The 16,221-nt window shown below is 53.1% G+C and carries 18 protein-coding genes; 10 read left to right on the top strand and 8 right to left on the bottom strand.

The annotated features are described in order from the left end of the window. Positions 1 to 39: 39 nt before the first annotated feature. Both HYU99_00895 and HYU99_00890 read right to left on the bottom strand, forming a co-directional pair. Complete coding sequence (locus HYU99_00895) at positions 40 to 768, bottom strand: hypothetical protein (protein MBI2338913.1); 729 nt, start codon at positions 766 to 768, stop codon at positions 40 to 42. Positions 769 to 771: 3 nt separating this feature from the next. Next, entirely contained in the window at positions 772 to 1,488 is a 717-nt protein-coding gene (locus HYU99_00890; GenBank protein ID MBI2338912.1) for an RsmE family RNA methyltransferase, read from the bottom strand. A 49-nt stretch (positions 1,489 to 1,537) separates the two neighbouring features. Here HYU99_00890 and HYU99_00885 point away from each other — a divergent pair, with 49 nt between their 5' ends. Both HYU99_00885 and HYU99_00880 read left to right on the top strand, forming a co-directional pair. Beyond that, a complete protein-coding gene (locus HYU99_00885) occupies positions 1,538 to 2,212 on the top strand; it encodes a YIP1 family protein (GenBank protein ID MBI2338911.1) in 675 nt (224 codons plus the stop codon). Positions 2,213 to 2,217: 5 nt separating this feature from the next. Continuing rightward, positions 2,218 to 3,186 (top strand): ROK family protein, encoded by a 969-nt coding sequence (locus HYU99_00880; protein ID MBI2338910.1) that lies wholly within the window; start codon positions 2,218 to 2,220, stop codon positions 3,184 to 3,186. Here the strand turns inward: HYU99_00880 and HYU99_00875 are convergent. Genes HYU99_00875 through HYU99_00865 form a run of 3 tightly spaced genes read right to left on the bottom strand, consistent with a single transcriptional unit; the run spans position 3,114 to position 5,599 of the window. Then, positions 3,114 to 4,025, bottom strand: coding sequence for a PhnD/SsuA/transferrin family substrate-binding protein (locus tag HYU99_00875; GenBank protein MBI2338909.1), 912 nt, complete (start codon positions 4,023 to 4,025; stop codon positions 3,114 to 3,116). The two genes, HYU99_00880 and HYU99_00875, sit on opposite strands and share 73 nt — an antisense overlap. Next, positions 4,003 to 4,572 (bottom strand): elongation factor P, encoded by a 570-nt coding sequence (gene efp, locus HYU99_00870; protein MBI2338908.1) that lies wholly within the window; start codon positions 4,570 to 4,572, stop codon positions 4,003 to 4,005. Before efp ends, HYU99_00875 begins: the two co-directional genes overlap by 23 nt. A gap of 34 nt (positions 4,573 to 4,606) precedes the next feature. Beyond that, positions 4,607 to 5,599, bottom strand: coding sequence for a GDP-mannose 4,6-dehydratase (locus HYU99_00865; protein MBI2338907.1), 993 nt, complete (start codon positions 5,597 to 5,599; stop codon positions 4,607 to 4,609). Positions 5,600 to 5,660: 61 nt separating this feature from the next. Between HYU99_00865 and HYU99_00860 the strand changes: the two genes are divergently transcribed. Together HYU99_00860 and asnB are read left to right on the top strand one after the other, a co-directional pair. Continuing rightward, complete coding sequence (locus tag HYU99_00860) at positions 5,661 to 6,620, top strand: glycosyltransferase family 2 protein (GenBank protein ID MBI2338906.1); 960 nt, start codon at positions 5,661 to 5,663, stop codon at positions 6,618 to 6,620. Then, entirely contained in the window at positions 6,620 to 8,491 is a 1,872-nt protein-coding gene (gene asnB / locus HYU99_00855; protein ID MBI2338905.1) for an asparagine synthase (glutamine-hydrolyzing), read from the top strand. The genes HYU99_00860 and asnB overlap by 1 nt, the downstream gene beginning before the upstream one ends. Before the next feature lie 18 nt (positions 8,492 to 8,509). Here the strand turns inward: asnB and HYU99_00850 are convergent, their stop codons facing one another. Continuing rightward, positions 8,510 to 8,761 carry a hypothetical protein gene (locus HYU99_00850; GenBank protein ID MBI2338904.1) on the bottom strand — a complete coding sequence of 84 codons (252 nt, stop codon included), beginning with the start codon at positions 8,759 to 8,761 and terminating at the stop codon, positions 8,510 to 8,512. Further along, complete coding sequence (locus HYU99_00845; GenBank protein MBI2338903.1) at positions 8,736 to 9,032, bottom strand: BrnT family toxin; 297 nt, start codon at positions 9,030 to 9,032, stop codon at positions 8,736 to 8,738. The genes HYU99_00850 and HYU99_00845 overlap by 26 nt, the downstream gene beginning before the upstream one ends. A gap of 208 nt (positions 9,033 to 9,240) precedes the next feature. Between HYU99_00845 and HYU99_00840 the strand changes: the two genes are divergently transcribed. The 5 genes from HYU99_00840 (at position 9,241) to HYU99_00820 (ending at position 14,378) form a co-directional block, all read left to right on the top strand. After that, positions 9,241 to 9,402 (top strand): DUF2442 domain-containing protein, encoded by a 162-nt coding sequence (locus HYU99_00840; GenBank protein ID MBI2338902.1) that lies wholly within the window; start codon positions 9,241 to 9,243, stop codon positions 9,400 to 9,402. A 203-nt stretch (positions 9,403 to 9,605) separates the two neighbouring features. Then, positions 9,606 to 10,496, top strand: coding sequence for a hypothetical protein (locus tag HYU99_00835; GenBank protein ID MBI2338901.1), 891 nt, complete (start codon positions 9,606 to 9,608; stop codon positions 10,494 to 10,496). After that, positions 10,487 to 12,646: a hypothetical protein gene (locus HYU99_00830; GenBank protein MBI2338900.1), complete on the top strand. Its 2,160-nt coding sequence runs from the start codon at positions 10,487 to 10,489 to the stop codon at positions 12,644 to 12,646. Before HYU99_00835 ends, HYU99_00830 begins: the two co-directional genes overlap by 10 nt. After that, complete coding sequence (locus tag HYU99_00825) at positions 12,643 to 12,918, top strand: hypothetical protein (protein MBI2338899.1); 276 nt, start codon at positions 12,643 to 12,645, stop codon at positions 12,916 to 12,918. Before HYU99_00830 ends, HYU99_00825 begins: the two co-directional genes overlap by 4 nt. A 269-nt stretch (positions 12,919 to 13,187) precedes the next feature. Continuing rightward, positions 13,188 to 14,378, top strand: coding sequence for a glycosyltransferase (locus HYU99_00820; protein ID MBI2338898.1), 1,191 nt, complete (start codon positions 13,188 to 13,190; stop codon positions 14,376 to 14,378). Positions 14,379 to 14,442: 64 nt separating this feature from the next. On the opposite strand, the gene HYU99_00815 is transcribed toward HYU99_00820, so the two are convergent. Continuing rightward, complete coding sequence (locus HYU99_00815) at positions 14,443 to 15,753, bottom strand: ATP-binding protein (protein ID MBI2338897.1); 1,311 nt, start codon at positions 15,751 to 15,753, stop codon at positions 14,443 to 14,445. A gap of 112 nt (positions 15,754 to 15,865) precedes the next feature. On the opposite strand from HYU99_00815, the gene HYU99_00810 reads away from it, so the two are divergent. Next, positions 15,866 to 16,195, top strand: a complete 330-nt coding sequence (locus tag HYU99_00810; protein MBI2338896.1) for a hypothetical protein — start codon at positions 15,866 to 15,868, stop codon at positions 16,193 to 16,195. Positions 16,196 to 16,221: the final 26 nt, after the last annotated feature.

Genomic DNA, 16,221 nt, shown 5'->3' with positions numbered 1-16,221 from the left:
CATGGAACTACAAAAAAGTCACGACTTTTTTGTAGGGTGCTATAAAGGCAAAGATGCAGAGATTTGTTTCCGAATCTTCAACGCCCGCAGGGGGTCGTCGGTGATAATCGCATCCACCCCCCTCGTAAACCACCGGCGCAGTTCATTCTCCTTGTTCACCGTCCAGATCCATATTTTCTTTTCCAGCTTCGCGAATTCCTCAAGATGCCCGTTGGCGGCCCATTCGTGTTCCAAGTTGACGGAATAAACATGGCAAAGGCGTGTCCAGAAATGGCGACGGGCAAACCACTGCGGCGGCCAGATCAGATGCCCGGTCCGGACGCGGCGGTTCATCCGGCAAATGCGCCAAAGATGCAGAGGGTTGAACGACGAAATGATCACACGGTCTTCCAGATGGAACCGGCAAACAAGATCGAGCACCGCCTTCTCGATGCCGTTGGTAAAATAGCCGGTCGATTTTATTTCGACATTGATGACCGAAAATTTTTGTCCAAACTGCTCGAAGACCTCGCGCAAGGTGGGGATCGTTTGATTTTGCGGCAGGACGATTTTTTTGAGGATCTCCCACTTTGTCGCGCGGATGGGGAGGGTCCGCTCGGCCGCATCCGATATCCGGTCGTCATGATAGACCACAACCGTGCCGTCGGCGGTCCGGTGGACATCCAGCTCAATCCCGTCAGCCCCCTGTTCATGGGCCTTTTGAAAGGCCAGAAGGGTGTTTTCCGGTGCATGGGCGCGGGAGCCGCGATGGGCGATGACAAGGGTCATATTTCAAAAGGCAAGGGCCAAAACCGAGCTGATCGCGTGAATCGCCGCCGTTTCGGCCCGAAGCGTCAAAGGCCCAAGGGTGGCCGGTAGAAAGCCAAGTCGAAGCGACGTTTGGATTTCCTCTTCTTCCCACCCCCCTTCCGGCCCGATCCAGAGGCCGTAGGGGGGGCTTACATCGTACTTTTTCAGGAGATTACGGACGGTCTCGCGATCCCCGCTTTCCCTGAAAATAAAATGGGACATCGACTTTTGCAATCGCTCCATCAGTCCGTCAACCGGCAGAGGTTCCACCAGGTTTAAAGCCGCAAGACGGCCGCACTGTTTTGCCGACTCGAAGGCAATCGTCCGCAGGCGCTTCCACTTTTGGGGGGAAATTTCCCGGACGATTGATCTTTTTGGGATCACAAAATGAACCGACTCGATGTTCAGCTCAACCGCCTTTTGCACCACAAACTCCATCTTTTCGGCCTTTAAAAGAGCGAGAAAGAGATGCACCGGACAAGGAAGGGGGGGAGCCGGAAGGGGGCGTTCCACCTGAAGGGTGACGCCGTTTTCAACCTCCACCACCCGCGCCTCAAAAAGATTTCCCTCTCTGTCGGTGATGCGCAAAAGCTCTCTGGGGGCGGCTCGCAGGACATGCGTCAAATGATGGGCCTCTCTCCCGGCAAGGGTGAAGAGCCCTTTGTCGATTTCCGATCGTCTGACCTGAAAGGTGGGCATGAATTTTATTTAAATCTATCATTGTGTCGGCTATGATGAAACAGATTTTATGACAATGGAACGCCACCCCACCGAGTGGGAACAAAACTATCGCCGTCAGCCTCTGCAGGCGTTTGTCCTGACGGCCAAGGAAATTGTCGTCTCCCCGGTTTTGTTTTTTAAGCATCTTAAGGTCAGTGATCGTCTCTTCCCGGTTGCGGTCTATACTGTTATCGCCCAGACCGTCGGGGCTTTGGTTCTCGTTGGGTATCAGGCCCTTTTTGTCTTTTTAGAGCCGGCGATTTTTGGGGCTCTTTTTCAATCGATTCGGGTCGGGGATTTTGCCTCCGGCCTTGTGATCCCCCTTGTGTTGGGGGCGATTGTTCTTCTCGTGCCGATTTTTTCGCTTATCGGTGTTTTCGTGTCCGCCGCCATCAATCATTTTTTTCTCTGGATCTTGAAGGGGACAAAAAACGGCTTCAACGCCACACTCCAAGCCGTCTCATACGCCGCCACCGCCCAGCTTTTTGTGATCATCCCGATTGTCGGGGGGTTGGCGGGGATCTACCAGATGATCCTTTTGGCCATCGGCCTCAAGGAACTGCACGACTGCCCCTGGTGGAAGAGTATTCTGACGGTCCTGATCCCGGTTATTGTCTGTTGTCTGGGGTTTGTCTTTTTCATCGGGGTTTTGCTGGCGGTTTTGGTCCCATTGATCCTCAAAGCCGCCCATCAGGTGGTGTGATTTCTATGACCTTCGTTATCGGCATCGATGTCGGCGGAACGCATCTTCGGATGGCGCTGGTTGACCGGAAAGGGAAAGTTTCCGGCGCGAGAAAGGCGCTTGTCGGCTCGCATCGCAAACCGGAAGAAATTGTTTCCCTGATCGAGAGGGAAATTTTATCCCTCGAAAAAGGGGCGGGGATCAAGGCGTCGGGTATTGGTGTGGGGCTTCCTGGAATTGTTTCGGCGGATGAAGGGATTGTCTACGCCTCTCCCCATTACCCGCAATGGAAGGATGTCGATTTTCAACGGCGGATCGAAGAGGGGCTGAATCGGCCCGTTGTCGTCGACAATGATGCCAATCTCATTGCCGTGGGGGAGCATTGGTTGGGGGTGGTGCGGGACTGGCCCGATTTTTTAATGCTGACCCTCGGCACCGGCATCGGAGGGGCAATCGTGATTGACGGCCGGATCTATCACGGTCCGTGCGGATTTGCCGGCGAGTTCGGCCACATGGTCATCGATGCGGAAGGGCCCTTCTGTACCTGCGGCTCCCGGGGTTGTTTTGAAACCTTCATGTCGGCGACGGCGCTCAACCGGATGGTCCGGCAAGCGGTTGCCGACGACGAAATCCCCGGATCAGCCGGTCTTCACCTTTTGCTCGAGGCGGACCCTTCCACAGTCGCGGGAAAACTGGCGGATGAGGCAAAAAAGGGGAACGAGGCGGCGCGGGGAATCTTAAACCGGATGGGCTATTATCTCGGAATCGGGCTGGCCTCGCTCACCAATGTGACCGGCATCGACCGGATCGTTCTGGGAGGGGGGCTGATCTTTTCGTCCGACCTTTGGCTCCCCCCCGCCAAAGAAGAACTCTCGCGCCGAACCTATGCCGTTACCGCTTCCCGCGTGGAGATCCGCCTCTCTCAATTGGGGGATTCTGCGGGAATACTGGGGGCGGCAAGCCGTGCATTCTCAAAACTTGCCTCCACGGCCTGATACTCTTCAATCCGTGGCTTGGCAAAACCTCTCAACCTTAAATTTGCCAGGATTTCTCTTCCCTCCAGCGAATTGGGAAGAGACAAAAGGGCGGAGGCGAGTTTTTCTTTTTCCTCTTCGGGGATGGGTGTGAACAAAACAACCGGAGAGGCGGGAACCAGCGGCGAGGAATAGATGAGTCTTAAATCCTTCACCCAGTCGAGACTCGGGGCCGAGCCCCTTAATTTTTTCAGCGACGCATATTCAAAATTATCCAGAAGCGCGAATCCCGGAGTTTCCCCCGCGGCTATTTTTTTCAGCTCGCTTAAGAGGTTTTGTGCCGTCCGCAATTTAAAATCGGCCTGAAATTCGGCGGGGATGTTGGTCATCAAAATCGATTTGAAAAAAACCGGATCCACCGGCCGCGAGGCGTAGGCAACCGGCGCCCTGGCCGGCTCGATGATTTCCGGATTTGCCGCCGTGGTCATAAAAAAATACCGCTCCCTCGGGTTGTTGGAGGCGGCAGGAAGGGTGGACAGGATGATTTCCATCGGGACGCTTTTTTTCCAGGTGAGCCAGGTTTCAAGGCTCACAATTCCCACTTGGGTCTTCCCCGACTTGACCGCCGACAGCCCCGTCTCCAGTGTCGGGTAGTAGGCCCCTGTCAGGGCGGGCCCCCCGTTTTTTTGGACGTGATCGAAAAAACGGTCAAGAATCGGCTGGGCGTCCGCCGATGATCCTTCACCGCCGGGATAGATGAAGGCTATGGTGAGTTTGTCTTGGCTGAAGGCGGGAGGGGACAGGAAGAGGAGAAAGAGGAAGAGAAGGGACTCTCCTTTATTTGTTTTTTGCGCGTTCAAGATATTCTCCCGTCGCCGGGTTGATGGTGATGCGGTCGCCCGCCTCGACGAACTGGGGTACTTTGACAGCAACCCCCGTTTCGATCTTGGCGTTTTTGTACGAGGCGGAGGCGGTGGCGGTTTTCATTCCCGGCTCGGCCTCCGTCACGGTGAAATCCATGGCCGGGGGGAGGGCGATGCCGATGGGGCTTTCTTCAAAGAAGGTGACTTTTACCTGTGCGTCGGGGAGAAGATAGTTGGCCGCCTCGCCGACCAGGTCTTTGGAGAGATGGACCTGCTCGTAGTTTTCGTTGTCCATGAAGTTGTAAAAATCGCCGTCGACGTAAAGAAACTGCATCGCCCGCTCGCGAAGCGAAACGCGGTCGAGCATTTCGGTGGAGGAAAAGCGGAATTCCTTCTGGACGCCATCCTTGACGCCTCTCATCTTGGCCTGGATAAAGGCGCGAAGGTTTCCCGGCGTTTTGTGGACCGATTCAAGGCAAAGCCACAGTTTTCCATCATGTTGAATGATGTTCCCGGGACGCAGTTGATTGGCGGATATGGACACAGCGAAGGGGATTTACGGGTTCTATGGCCGATTGTCAAGCCGGTGAGACCCCCGCTTTTCGATACCATTCAACGAACTTTTTAATTCCCTCCCGAATCGGGGTCCGGGGGTTATAACCGAGAATGTTCTTCGATTTGGCGACGTCGGCGTAAGTGATCGGCACATCCCCCGGCTGGGGAGGAAGAAACTCCTTTTTGGCCGTAATACCCGTAGCCTCTTCCAAGAGCTTGATCAGTTCCAAAACGCTGGTCGTCGCCGATTCGCCGAGGTTGAAGATGTCGTATTTCGGCCTATCCGTCTTTTTAAGGCACCAGTCGATGCTTTTCACCACGCCATCGATGATGTCGTCGATATAGGTAAAGTCACGGGCGAATGATCCGTCGCCGTAGATGGGAATCGATTTGCCCTGGAACATCAACTCGGTGAATTTGCGAATCGCCAGATCGGGGCGCTGACGCGGACCATAGACGGTAAAAAAACGAAGGCAGGCGATATTCATTCGATAGAGGAGGTGATAGACATGACAGGTCAGCTCACCGGCCCGCTTGGTTGCCGCATACGGAGAGTAGGGAAGAAGGACGGGGTCCGATTCGACAAAGGGGATTTTTTTATTGAGGCCATAGACGGAAGAAGAAGAACCGAAGATGAAATTTTTAACCCCCGCTTTTTTACAGGCCTCCAACAGGTTCACAGTGCCGAGACCGTTGACCCGTTCGTATAAAACGGGATTTTGGATCGACGGCCGGACCCCAGCCATGGCCGCCAGATGAATGATGCTCTCGATTTTGTGCTCGGTAAAAAGACTCTCCAGCATAGCGGTATCGCAAATATCACCGGAGTAGCACTGGAAAAAGTTTTTAGTTTTTTCGGCTGTTTTTTTGATCTCTTCCAGATTTTGCCGCTTCAACGCCGGTGAATAGAAATCGTTGAAATTATCGATGCCGATAACACGATGAGAGGCGCGAAGGAGCGTTTCGCAAAGATGGGAGCCGATAAATCCGGCGGCTCCCGTAACAAGCACGTTCATAAGGCGGGATTACCAAAGCAGTTGTCTCACTGCAACCAATTTGGTAGGGCTTCCTCTCCCTATGGAAAACAGAAAAGATCTCGATCTTTCGGTGATCGTTCCGTTCTACAACGAGGCGGAAAACATTGCCGAGGCTTGCCGGCGGATCTCCGAAGTTGTTTTGAAACTGGGCATCTCGTACGAGATTATTTTCGTCGATGACGGGTCCTCCGACCGCGGTTTCGAGATCCTTCGAACATTGGCCGAAAAAGATGCCCATCTCAAAATCATCCGCTTTACCCGCAATTTCGGCCAGACGGCCGCCATGTCGGCGGGATTCAAAGAGGCGCGGGGGCGCGTCTACCTTACCATGGATGCCGACAACCAGAACGATCCACACGATATCCCGGCCCTGCTGGAAAAAATGAAAGAGGGTTACGGCTGTGTTTCGGGCTGGCGAAAAAAACGCAAGGATTCCCTCATCACCCGTCGCCTCCCTTCCTGGCTTGCCAATTCCCTCATCTCCCGGATCACCGGCTGTCGGTTGAAAGATTACGGATGCACCCTCAAGGTCTACGAGGCCCGTTTTGTGGACAGTTTTACCCTTTACGGCCAGATGCACCGTTTTATTCCGGCTTATGCCAGACTGGCCGGGGCAAGGATCACCGAAATCGCCGTCAACCATTTTCCGCGGACAAAGGGAAAATCGAAATACGGCTTGAGCCGAACATTCAAGGTTCTGCTTGATCTTCTGACCGTCAAGTTTCTTGGCTCGTTTGCCACGACGCCCCTCTACCTCTTCGGCGGCATGGGGTTCTTGCTCAATGGGGCGGCCGTTCTTCTGGGAGTTTTCGTGCTATACCAGAAATATGCCGATCATGTTTTTGCCCACCGGAATCCCCTGCTCCTCTTGGCTGTCTTTCTTTCGGTGGTGGGCATCCTCTCCGTCATGATGGGGCTGATCGCCGAACTGCTGGTGCGGACCTATCACGAGTCGCAGGGAAAGCCGGTTTATCTGGTGCAGGAGAGGGTGAATTTTTAATGTGTGGTATCACGGGCATTCTACACAAGTACGACCGTCCTGTTGATCTTGCCATCCTGCAAAAAATGAACCGCCGTCTCGCCCACCGCGGTCCCGACGACGAAGGCTATTTTGTGGAGGGGTCTGTCGGCCTGGGCCACCGGCGCCTCTCCATCATCGATCTTTCCTCGGGGCATCAGCCGATGCAGACCCCCGACAAACGGTACACGATTGTTTTCAACGGGGAGATTTACAATTTTTTGGAAATCCGTTCGGATCTGGAAAAACAGGGGGTCCTGTTTCAGACTCATTCCGATACCGAAGTTCTCCTGACGCTTTATGCGATGGAGGGAAAAAAATGTCTTAAGCGGCTCAATGGAATGTTCTCGTTTGCCGTCTGGGACAACAAGGAGCGAAGGCTCTTTGCCGCGTGTGACCGGATGGGGAAAAAGCCGTTCTACTACTGGGATGCGCCCTCCCACTTCGCCTTTGCCTCCGAATGCAAGGCCTTTCAGGGGCATCCCGATTTTAAATCCGAAGCGGATCAGGAAGCCTTAAGCCACTATTTTCAGTACGAATATGTCCCCGCTCCCTATTCCATTTTCCGCGGCGTGAGGAAATTACCGGCCGGGCATTCTCTTGTTTACGATCAAACGGGTCTGACGATCAAACCATACTGGGATGTCCCCCTCTCCGACGAGAAGTGTGAAGTCGGAGAGGCCGAGGCCTGTGAAAAAATCATGAAACTTCTCGATCGCGCCGTCGAATACCGGATGATCAGCGACGTCCCGCTCGGGGTCTTCCTCTCCGGAGGAATCGACTCCTCCGCCGTCGTGGGCCTCATGGCGCGCCATCGAAGCGGAAAAGACATCAAGACCTTTTCCATCAATTTCGACGAACCGTCGTTTGACGAATCGGCCTATTCGTCTTTTGTCGCCAAACATTTTTCTACCGACCATCACTTTCAGACCTTGAGTGCTCAAAAGTTGATTGACATCCTTCCCGAGGTGGCGGGATTTTTGGATGAGCCGTTTGCCGATTATTCGGTTATTCCCACCTATCTGCTCTCCCGATTCACCCGTCAAACGGTGACGGTGGTGCTGGGGGGGGACGGAGGGGATGAACTGTTTGCCGGTTATCCCACGTTTTACGCCGATCGCATGGCCCGCTGGTTTACGCGTTTGCCGCAAATGGCGCAACGTGCGGTGACACGCGTCGCCAATGCACTCCCGGTCTCGCGGAAAGATATGAGTTTGGAATTTATGGCAAAGCAGTTTCTCTACGGCGCCTGTTTTCCGCCGGTCATCCGGAATCAGGTCTGGCTGGGGGCGTTTCATCAGGAGGAACAGGATGAATTGTTTTTGAATCAAAATATCTCCCGAAATCCTTTACGGCTGGTGGACGATGTCATGAAAAACTGCCGTTCATCCCATCCCGGCGACCGGGTCCTCTATTTCTATCAGAAATTTTATCTGTGCGGCGACATCCTGGTCAAAACCGACCGGGCCTCGATGGCCGCCTCCCTGGAGGTGCGGGCGCCGTTTCTGGATATCAATCTTATCGAATACGTCTCGAAACTTCCCTTCGAAATGAAACTGAAGGGGCGCGCGACAAAATATATTCTCAAAAAAGCGCTTGAAAAGGTTCTTCCTTCCCCCATCATTCACCGGAAAAAGAAGGGCTTTGGCATTCCAATTGCCCTCTGGCTTCGCCGGGAATTGAAGGGAATGCTCACCTCGCTTTTGAACCGTGAAAAGATAAAAGAAGAGGGGATTTTCAACGCCGATTATATCGACCGGCTTGTCGCGGGGCATCTTTCCGGAAAAAAGAACAACCGAAAGCCGCTTTTTTCCCTTTTGATGTTCCAGTTGTGGCGGGAGAATTTTTTTTAGCGGGGCTACGGCAGTTGATTACGCCGCCTTCTTGAGGGTCTTGGAGAGGAGATGTTTGATCAAGGCCTGATAGGGAATATCCTCGGCGCTGGCTTTGGCGCGCAATTCATTCAGCAGGGAGGTAGGCAGACGAATTGAAATCACCTGCGTGGGAGGCGCCGGAGGGAGTTTTAGCCCCAGTTCCTTGAGGGAAAGATTTTTTGAAGGATTAATCCACGGCGTTGTATCCTGTTCGTCATAATCTTTAATTTCGCGAAGTTTTTTCTTCATAAACCTTCCTTTCTTTTCGGGAGGCCGGTCGGGCGGTGATAATCCGCACTTTCGATTTCCGAAGAGTAAAGCCGACCATCAAAACCCTGTTTTCCAGCCCCTTGCCGTAGAGCACAAATCGGTTCTCGTTTCGGGTGGCATGCTTTAAGTCCTCAAAGATCCTTGCCTTGTCATCGTAAAAACAGCTTTCGGCCTCAAGGGCGGACACCCCGTGTTTTTGCTCGTTTTTCTGGACGTTCCACAGGTCCCAGTCGAATCGGATTTCTTTCAACTTGTTGTCAGGATATCGCCAAACTATTGTAGTGTCAACCACTACAATTCCAAAAATTGCTGTCCCTCCAAAAATTTACTGCGCCTCAATTTCGTTAGCAACTTTTTTTGCCACCGGCCGATATTGTCGGTATATAACGGTGAACGGCATCAATTTCCTCCCTGAAATTGGCATTTGAAATTTGGGAGATATACGGTAGAATAAAACTATGTATAGGCCTATTGATGTAAAACCGTTGGCCCGGTATAAAATATGGGTCAAGTTCTCCGATGGCGCGGAAGGCGAGGTCGATTTGTCTCCTCTTATGGGTAAGGGGGTGTTTGCCCGATGGAAAGAGAAGGTGAATACCCTCCATCATCACCATGCCTGAAATCAGCCGTTTCTACGGAATTATCGTCTCCATGTTTTACAATGAAAACATTGAGACAACAACCATTGGAAAAGATAGATCCTCTTAAATAACGGTTTTTCCCCAAATTACTATCTCTCCCAAATTTACTGCCACCTCAATTTCGTTAGCAACTTTTTTTGCCATTGGCCGATAAAGGGGGGTATTCAGGACAATTCACTTTTATGCCTGAACTGCATTTAAATCCCGACCAGCAGGCGCTGTTGCGTGCGTCTCTCGGTTTGTCTCCCGAAGCCCCGTTGGATGAAGGGGAGGTGCGCCGGTTTGTCGAAGAGACGCCCAAAGAGGGGCTCGATCCGGAAATGGTCCGCCAGATCGAGGCGGACTATCGGGCGTTTCGGGAACTGTTGCAGAGAGGCGAAGGGTCTTTTGGCCAACCGGGCATCGGTTCCGTCCTGACCCGGTCTGATTCATCAGTGACGAGACCGCGTCGTGATTATACCGCTGAACTCGGCGATTTTATCGACTGGCTGGCACAGAAGGCCATGCGGGAAGGGCCGGCAGAGGTCAGAACAAGATATTTGTCGGAAGTGATCCGGCGCGCGATCGTCTCGTTTTTTGAGTATGTCCCGCCGCCGGATGAGGCTGATGCGGCGGAGGTGGGAATTCCGGAGGAAAACCTGCATATTTACAACAACGACACCTGGCTTGAGCTTCTCGGCAATTCGCGTCTTAGAAGAAACATTGATCCCAATGCTTCAATTGATCAGCTTTGTAGGAGGCTCTTTGGGTTCGATCGTTTGTTGCACTTAAACGCGCCTGTTTTAATCATACGTAACGAAGTCAGGCTCACAGCAACGGCCTTGCGTCGCCTGCTATTACCCGAAGTGTTTATTCGCTTGGAGCAGGAGTCACTATCGGGTCTGTCACCGCGCATTCGGCAACATCCCCTGCTGGGCAAGCACCCCGTTCTGGCCAAAAAAATTGCCCGTCTGCTTGAGGCCGGACTGGTTATGAATAAACAGCGATCAATGACAATCGACATGATGAGCTTTATTCATACCTCTCCTGGGGGGCAGGAGCATGAAATGGGGCGGCCCTTCTTGTGGCGCTGATCAATCAAACCGCGGAGGAAGATTTCGATCTCCTGAAAGAATTTACAGGATATTATTCACCTGCCAACGGGCTCAATTCCGTTGTCAATAGGCTTCCGTCCGCAAAGGTCCTCGCCCTTAAAAATCAAAGGCTCCTTTCATGGGCTGTTGAGAAGGTCATGGTTGAGGCAGTGATCGAACGAAGGGGATATTATGCAGATGATGATATGTGGCCAGGGCCAGCCGAAACTTTAAGACGATTTGTCATTTACAACCCCGGTATTGAAACGCTCAAGGCGATGATTGCCGTATTTCCCCTCGAAGCAATGCGCAACCATTTGAACTGGCTGGTCAACCATATCCCCAAAGGGTCGAATACGCGCGATACGCGGCGCGATATTGCCGAATTCATGCTTGTCACCCTCCGGATGGGCGATCTACCAGACCACCGCTATGGCAGTAAAGAAATCGGTGATTTTCTTAACGCCGTGATCCCCTCCATCGACCGGAACCAGCCCAATCGGTCCGATCGCAACGACACCGTGCTTGCCTTTGCCCGGTTTTCGCGCATGCTGGCCAACATCCAGAGGGTCTTATCCGAATTGCCGTTGCATGAATTAACGACCCAGATCGCTCTTTGGCGCACAGCCTGCGGAAAAAAGGAATTCCTTAACGCCGCGAACTTTAGAGAAATGGGAGAGCGTCTTGATCAGATGGTCTTGGATTATTTTTTTGCCGCCTGTAAACTCCCCGTCAGACTTCAAAGGAAAATCAGGGCCACGTACGCCGACCCCGAGTCGGTCTTGCGAAAGGATAATCTTTTTCTGACACTGATGGGGTATTATTTTTTCCAGACCGAAATCGGAAAAGAAATCGTCATCCGGTATTTAGCCGCCCTCGTTAAGGATAAAAAGTTGAAGAAGGAGGGGCTTAAGCCCGGTCGCGCAGTGGCCTCCCTGAAAATCGGCGGGGAACAGCTTTCCGGGCAATTTCTGGAGATTCTCCATAGCATCCTGGAACACCTGGGGGTTGAAAAGAGCGGCGAGATCGAGAATGACAGGCTTAAGGCCGTCGTTCAAAATATCGAAATTACCCTGCGTCTTGGCAAGCCGATTCCGGTCGATCGGCTCGACGGGTGGAAAAAGGAGATCGGCGCCTTGGAGGTCAACGCCGACTATCCCCACATCGGGGAAATTTTGCACAACATCGACCAGATTGCCAAAACTCAAGCAGGCGGGGGATCGCGGCAGGTTGAAACGGCCGATTTTGAACTCACGATTTCCGACAGCCTTGCGGACATCGCCTTGGCGGGTGAATATCCCCTTCGTACCTGCCAGCGTCTTTCGGCGGCGGGTGATTTCAATTCCGACGGCGAGCCCGTCGCGCGGGCCCTTCATCCGAGCATTTTTGTGGCCAACCTGCGGAATACGGCTACCGGTGAAATTGTGGGAAGAACTATTCTGGAAAACAGTAGAAGCGGCAGGCGTCCCCCGGGAAAGTTTCTTTTATTAGTTGAACGGCGCTATCTTGTCGGCGATGTGTCCCGACACGATTTTGATCTGTTGCTCTTGAGACAACTGGTTAATCAGGAAGGGGTTGACGATGTTGTTTTTGCCAATGCCACGGTCAATGGGGCTGTTATGGGTGTGGTGGGGGTTGGGAATCTTCCTGGGGGTATCTACCGCGATACATTCAGGTCCGGCAAAAAATATGAAACTCATTTGGCAATTGATATAACAAAGTTGAAAGCAATTTGGGCCCGAAATCCGCAGTTTGATCCGTTGAATCCTGAATCGGATCCCAATCCCGACATCATCGGCGGCGAAGGAGATACGGAGGATCACGAACCGATGATTGATGAGTTGTCGGAGAAGAAGGCCGGTCCGCCGCCCGCCGCATTACGCCCCGTTTTTCCGGGAACATTGTCTGCCGGTGTGGTCCCTGACCCGGTCATTGCAAGCGGGATGAACAGCGGCCCCCTTGCAACAGGGTTGGAACTTTATTCGGGCGGTATGGCCGCGCCCTGGTGTGCTCCTTTAATTCCGTCGGTGAATCTTTCCGTCCCGCTCGGAGCCATTGTCGCAACCGCTCCGGCTTTTACCCCGGTTTTCGCACCCATCTTCGAGGCGCAACCCTTCATGCCTGTAATGGCTTTTTCGGTTCCCTTATGAAAGGGGATCTTTCAAACGGCCCGGCCGCCGGTGATAATACCCGTTGCGAATCGGCGGGGTTGGATTATAATGATTTTGTGCATAATTGGAGTTGCGACATCAAAAAATTAAGGGACCATTCAAGGAAGGGAGCCGCGCTTTTTGAACTCGAACAAAAGGTCAATTTTGGATTGGCCCGTTCCAAAATTTCGAAAAAACAACTCCTCCGTTACTGGAAGGAACTTCAACTCGATCCCGATCGCCGCCGTTTCCTGTCATTTCTCTTGCTGTGAAATTCGTCCCATCGAAGAAGGTGGCGTATTTCATTGCAGTCGGTGTTTCACCACCGAGTGAAACATGCAAAATTATGGAATCGAAAATCCTGACCCTTCAACATGATTGTAAAACTCAACGACAGCGACTGGCAGCATTTTTTTATTGCCGAGGCAAAAAAATTGAAGCCGAAAATTTTCCGGAAATAAACAGGGCTTGAATTTATTAATTTTTTTATCCTTTGACTAAGCCCGCCTGGTGTGGTCGAATCGCACCAATTTTTCGATTCATGCTGTCCCCCTCCCAAATCCTTTTCTCCCTCATTCTGGTGAATCTTTTTGCCTGGTCTGTCGCCTTTGCAAATTTTCTCTTTTTTTTCCGCCGCCGAAAAATAAAGGAAACCGTTTTTTCCCCCCGTGTTTCCATCCTGAAGATCTTTTACGGCGTTGAAGAGGGGTTGGCCGAAAATCTCGAAAGTTTCACGCGGATCGATTACCCCCATTATGAGTTGATTCTGTCCGTTCTGGACGGCGACGATCCGGCGATTCCCCTCCTGAAACGTTTCATGGACAATCATCCCCACTGTCCCATAAAACTTGTCGTCAGGCCCTCGCAATTGGGCCCCAACAGGCAGGTCTGCAACTTTTACAATGCCTTTTTGGAGGCCTCGGGGGAGATTCTTGTCTTGAGCGACAGCGACACCATTGCTACGCCCGACTATATCCGTCAACTGATCAAACCGCTGGAAGACAGGCGCGTTGGCCTTGTGTCGGCGGTTCCCTTGATGGTGGGAGCCAGGGGATGGGCGGGGTATGCCAATACGCTCACCTACAATCTGATGATTCCGCTCGTGGACGTCTTGTTTCAATATCTGACTCCCGTGGGGATTGGCCCGGCCATGGCCTTCCGCCGCGAGGCCTATCTGAAAACAGGGGGGTTCAAGGCGATTGCCCGCAAACTGACGACCGACCAGGAACTGGCCAAACTTTTCGCATTGGCGGGGTACAAGACCCGAGTGGCCCCGTATCTCATCCGGACGCACGAAAGAAACCAGGGCATCATCGGCCATGCGGGGCATACTCTCCGGTGGATGGTGGCGGTTCGTGTCGCCTCTCCTGTTGCGTATCATTTTTTTATTTTGACCTGCCAGTCCCTGTTTGCCCTCCTTCTTTTGTTTTTGGAGCCGGGAAGCCCTTATTCGTGGGGAATGTTGCTGATGGTGATTGCTTATCGAACCGTCATGCCTTCTTTTCTCGATCGGGTTATCTATCGGCAAGGCATTCCTTTTCTCTACTTCTTCTCGGTTCTGATCGCCGACCTTCTTTTCCCTTTTGTGTGGCTGGCGGGCTATTTTCAACGCACGGTGGTCTGGGGAAAATACCGGTTTGTCGTTGAAAACGGAATCGTGCGCGCCGAGGAGATTAGTGAGACGGGAAATCTTGAAGGGGAAGTACGGGTCAATCCCGGTTATGTGCCGTAACCGGCTGTTGACAAAGTCCCGCCTTTTCCCGCCGCCTGCCGGGATAGAGTTGTGATCGCCGGGATCACCGGTCTTTTAAAAAAAAGTCCTCAAGGGCAATCCCTTCGACAGCTGACGACTTAAAAGGGGTGGCGCAGACGACGTTGAGCTTTTTTTTGGGAAATATCTTCGGAAACCAGGCAAAATCCATCGGACCGGACGCCCCCCGTTTGACCTCGACAAATTCCCCGGCGGGCGTGAAAAAGTCGATTTCGTGCTCCTTCGACTGCCAGAAATGAATCGCCTCCGGATTTTCAACGCCGGCCAGCACGGAGCGCCGCCAGATTTCCTGGGCGATCCCCCACTCCAGAAAAACGGCCTGTTCCTCCTCAGAAAGGGCCTCCCAGTCTGAAACAGCGCGGATCCCCGCCGGATGGAGGGCCACAACCGCCGCCAGATTGATAAAATTGAATTTGGACGGCTTGCGGAGCTGGGGGAGAAAATTGTTTCCATCGACGGGCCATGCGGGAAGGACACACATCAGATCGCCCAACTGCTCGATATAGCCGGCGGCCACCGTGTTGTTGGCCATGCCCGACTCGCGGGCCAGCTTGGCAAAGCCGACCGGTTTGCCCCCCTGCTTGAAAAGGATGGCCAAAAGATTGGAAAGGGCGATCCGCGACCGTCCCGACGAGACGATTTCACCGAAAATCCAGTCGCGGATCGACTGGATGAAATATTCGGGAAGACGCCCGGACTGATGCATTTCGTTCAACGCAACGGGGGAACCTCCGGTCAAGAGGTAGGCGATCCAGGTTTTTGGGCCCGGTTTGTCCGAGGTCTGCGCGTGAAACTGACGGTACGAAACGGGGAGGAAAAGGTATTCGCTTTTGGCCAGTTTTCCCTTTCGTCCGGGGAGCCTCTCCGAGCCGTGCCGCAAGTCGGCGGCGCGGGAGCCGGTGGTGACAATCAGCACATCCCGCAAATGTCCGCGGTCGAGGATTTTTTTAATGACCTTTTCCCAGCCGTAAACAGCGGTGACCTCGTCGATAAAAAGGCGCCGGACCTGCGTCCCGGCAGGATAGAGTTGGCCTACCTCCAAAAGGCTTTCGCCGAAATGCTCCGGCGAGACGATCTCATCGCCGTTCAAATAACAGGCCGAGCCTTTGCCGAATTTTCGGATCGTGTTGACGCATTCCCGTTCGAGCCAGGTGCTTTTTCCGTACTGCCGCGGGCCGCGGATAGTGATAAGGCCGGGCTGAACGGGGAGTTCATCGAGGCCGAACTCGAACCGAAAACGGAGCGTTTTGGCCTCCAGTTCGGCCAGATGAGGCATAAGCCCCGGCCGGTCGATTTCCCCCCGGCTTAAAAGGTTGTTAATTTCCCTAACGTCCATAACGTTAAGATACCTAACGTTTATAACGTTAGCAATAATTTTTTTGGCAAAAAAGGGGGCAACTTTTTTTGCCCTCGGCCGATAAAGGGTGATATTCCAATCATTCACTCTTATGGCCGATCCAATCGATCCAAATAAGGGCGCCCTTTCGCCCCCACCCGATCTCGTAGAGGAACCTCCGATCAGCGAGGAGGGGGCCACAGCTTCCCCCCCTTTGACAAACCTGTCCGCCGGCAGTGTGGCGGAGGGGGGTGAGGGGGGATTTGTCGGTGGCGACAAATTTGTTTCTACTTCTCCCCCCGCCGCGCCCTGGTGCGGTCCTTTAACAACCCCGTCAGTGAATCTTTCCCTTTTGCCGGCGGCGCTCTCCGCCGCCGCGACTGTTTTTTCTCCCGTTGCCGCCCCGGCTTTTACGACGCCGTCTTTTGTGCCTGTGCCATAACCGGCTGTTGAAAAAAAAGGGGGGTA

The organism is Deltaproteobacteria bacterium (assembly GCA_016183175.1).
Taxonomy (GTDB): domain Bacteria; phylum UBA10199; class UBA10199; order UBA10199; family SBBF01; genus JACPFC01.
This window is presented reverse-complemented; position numbering and strand designations above follow the sequence as displayed.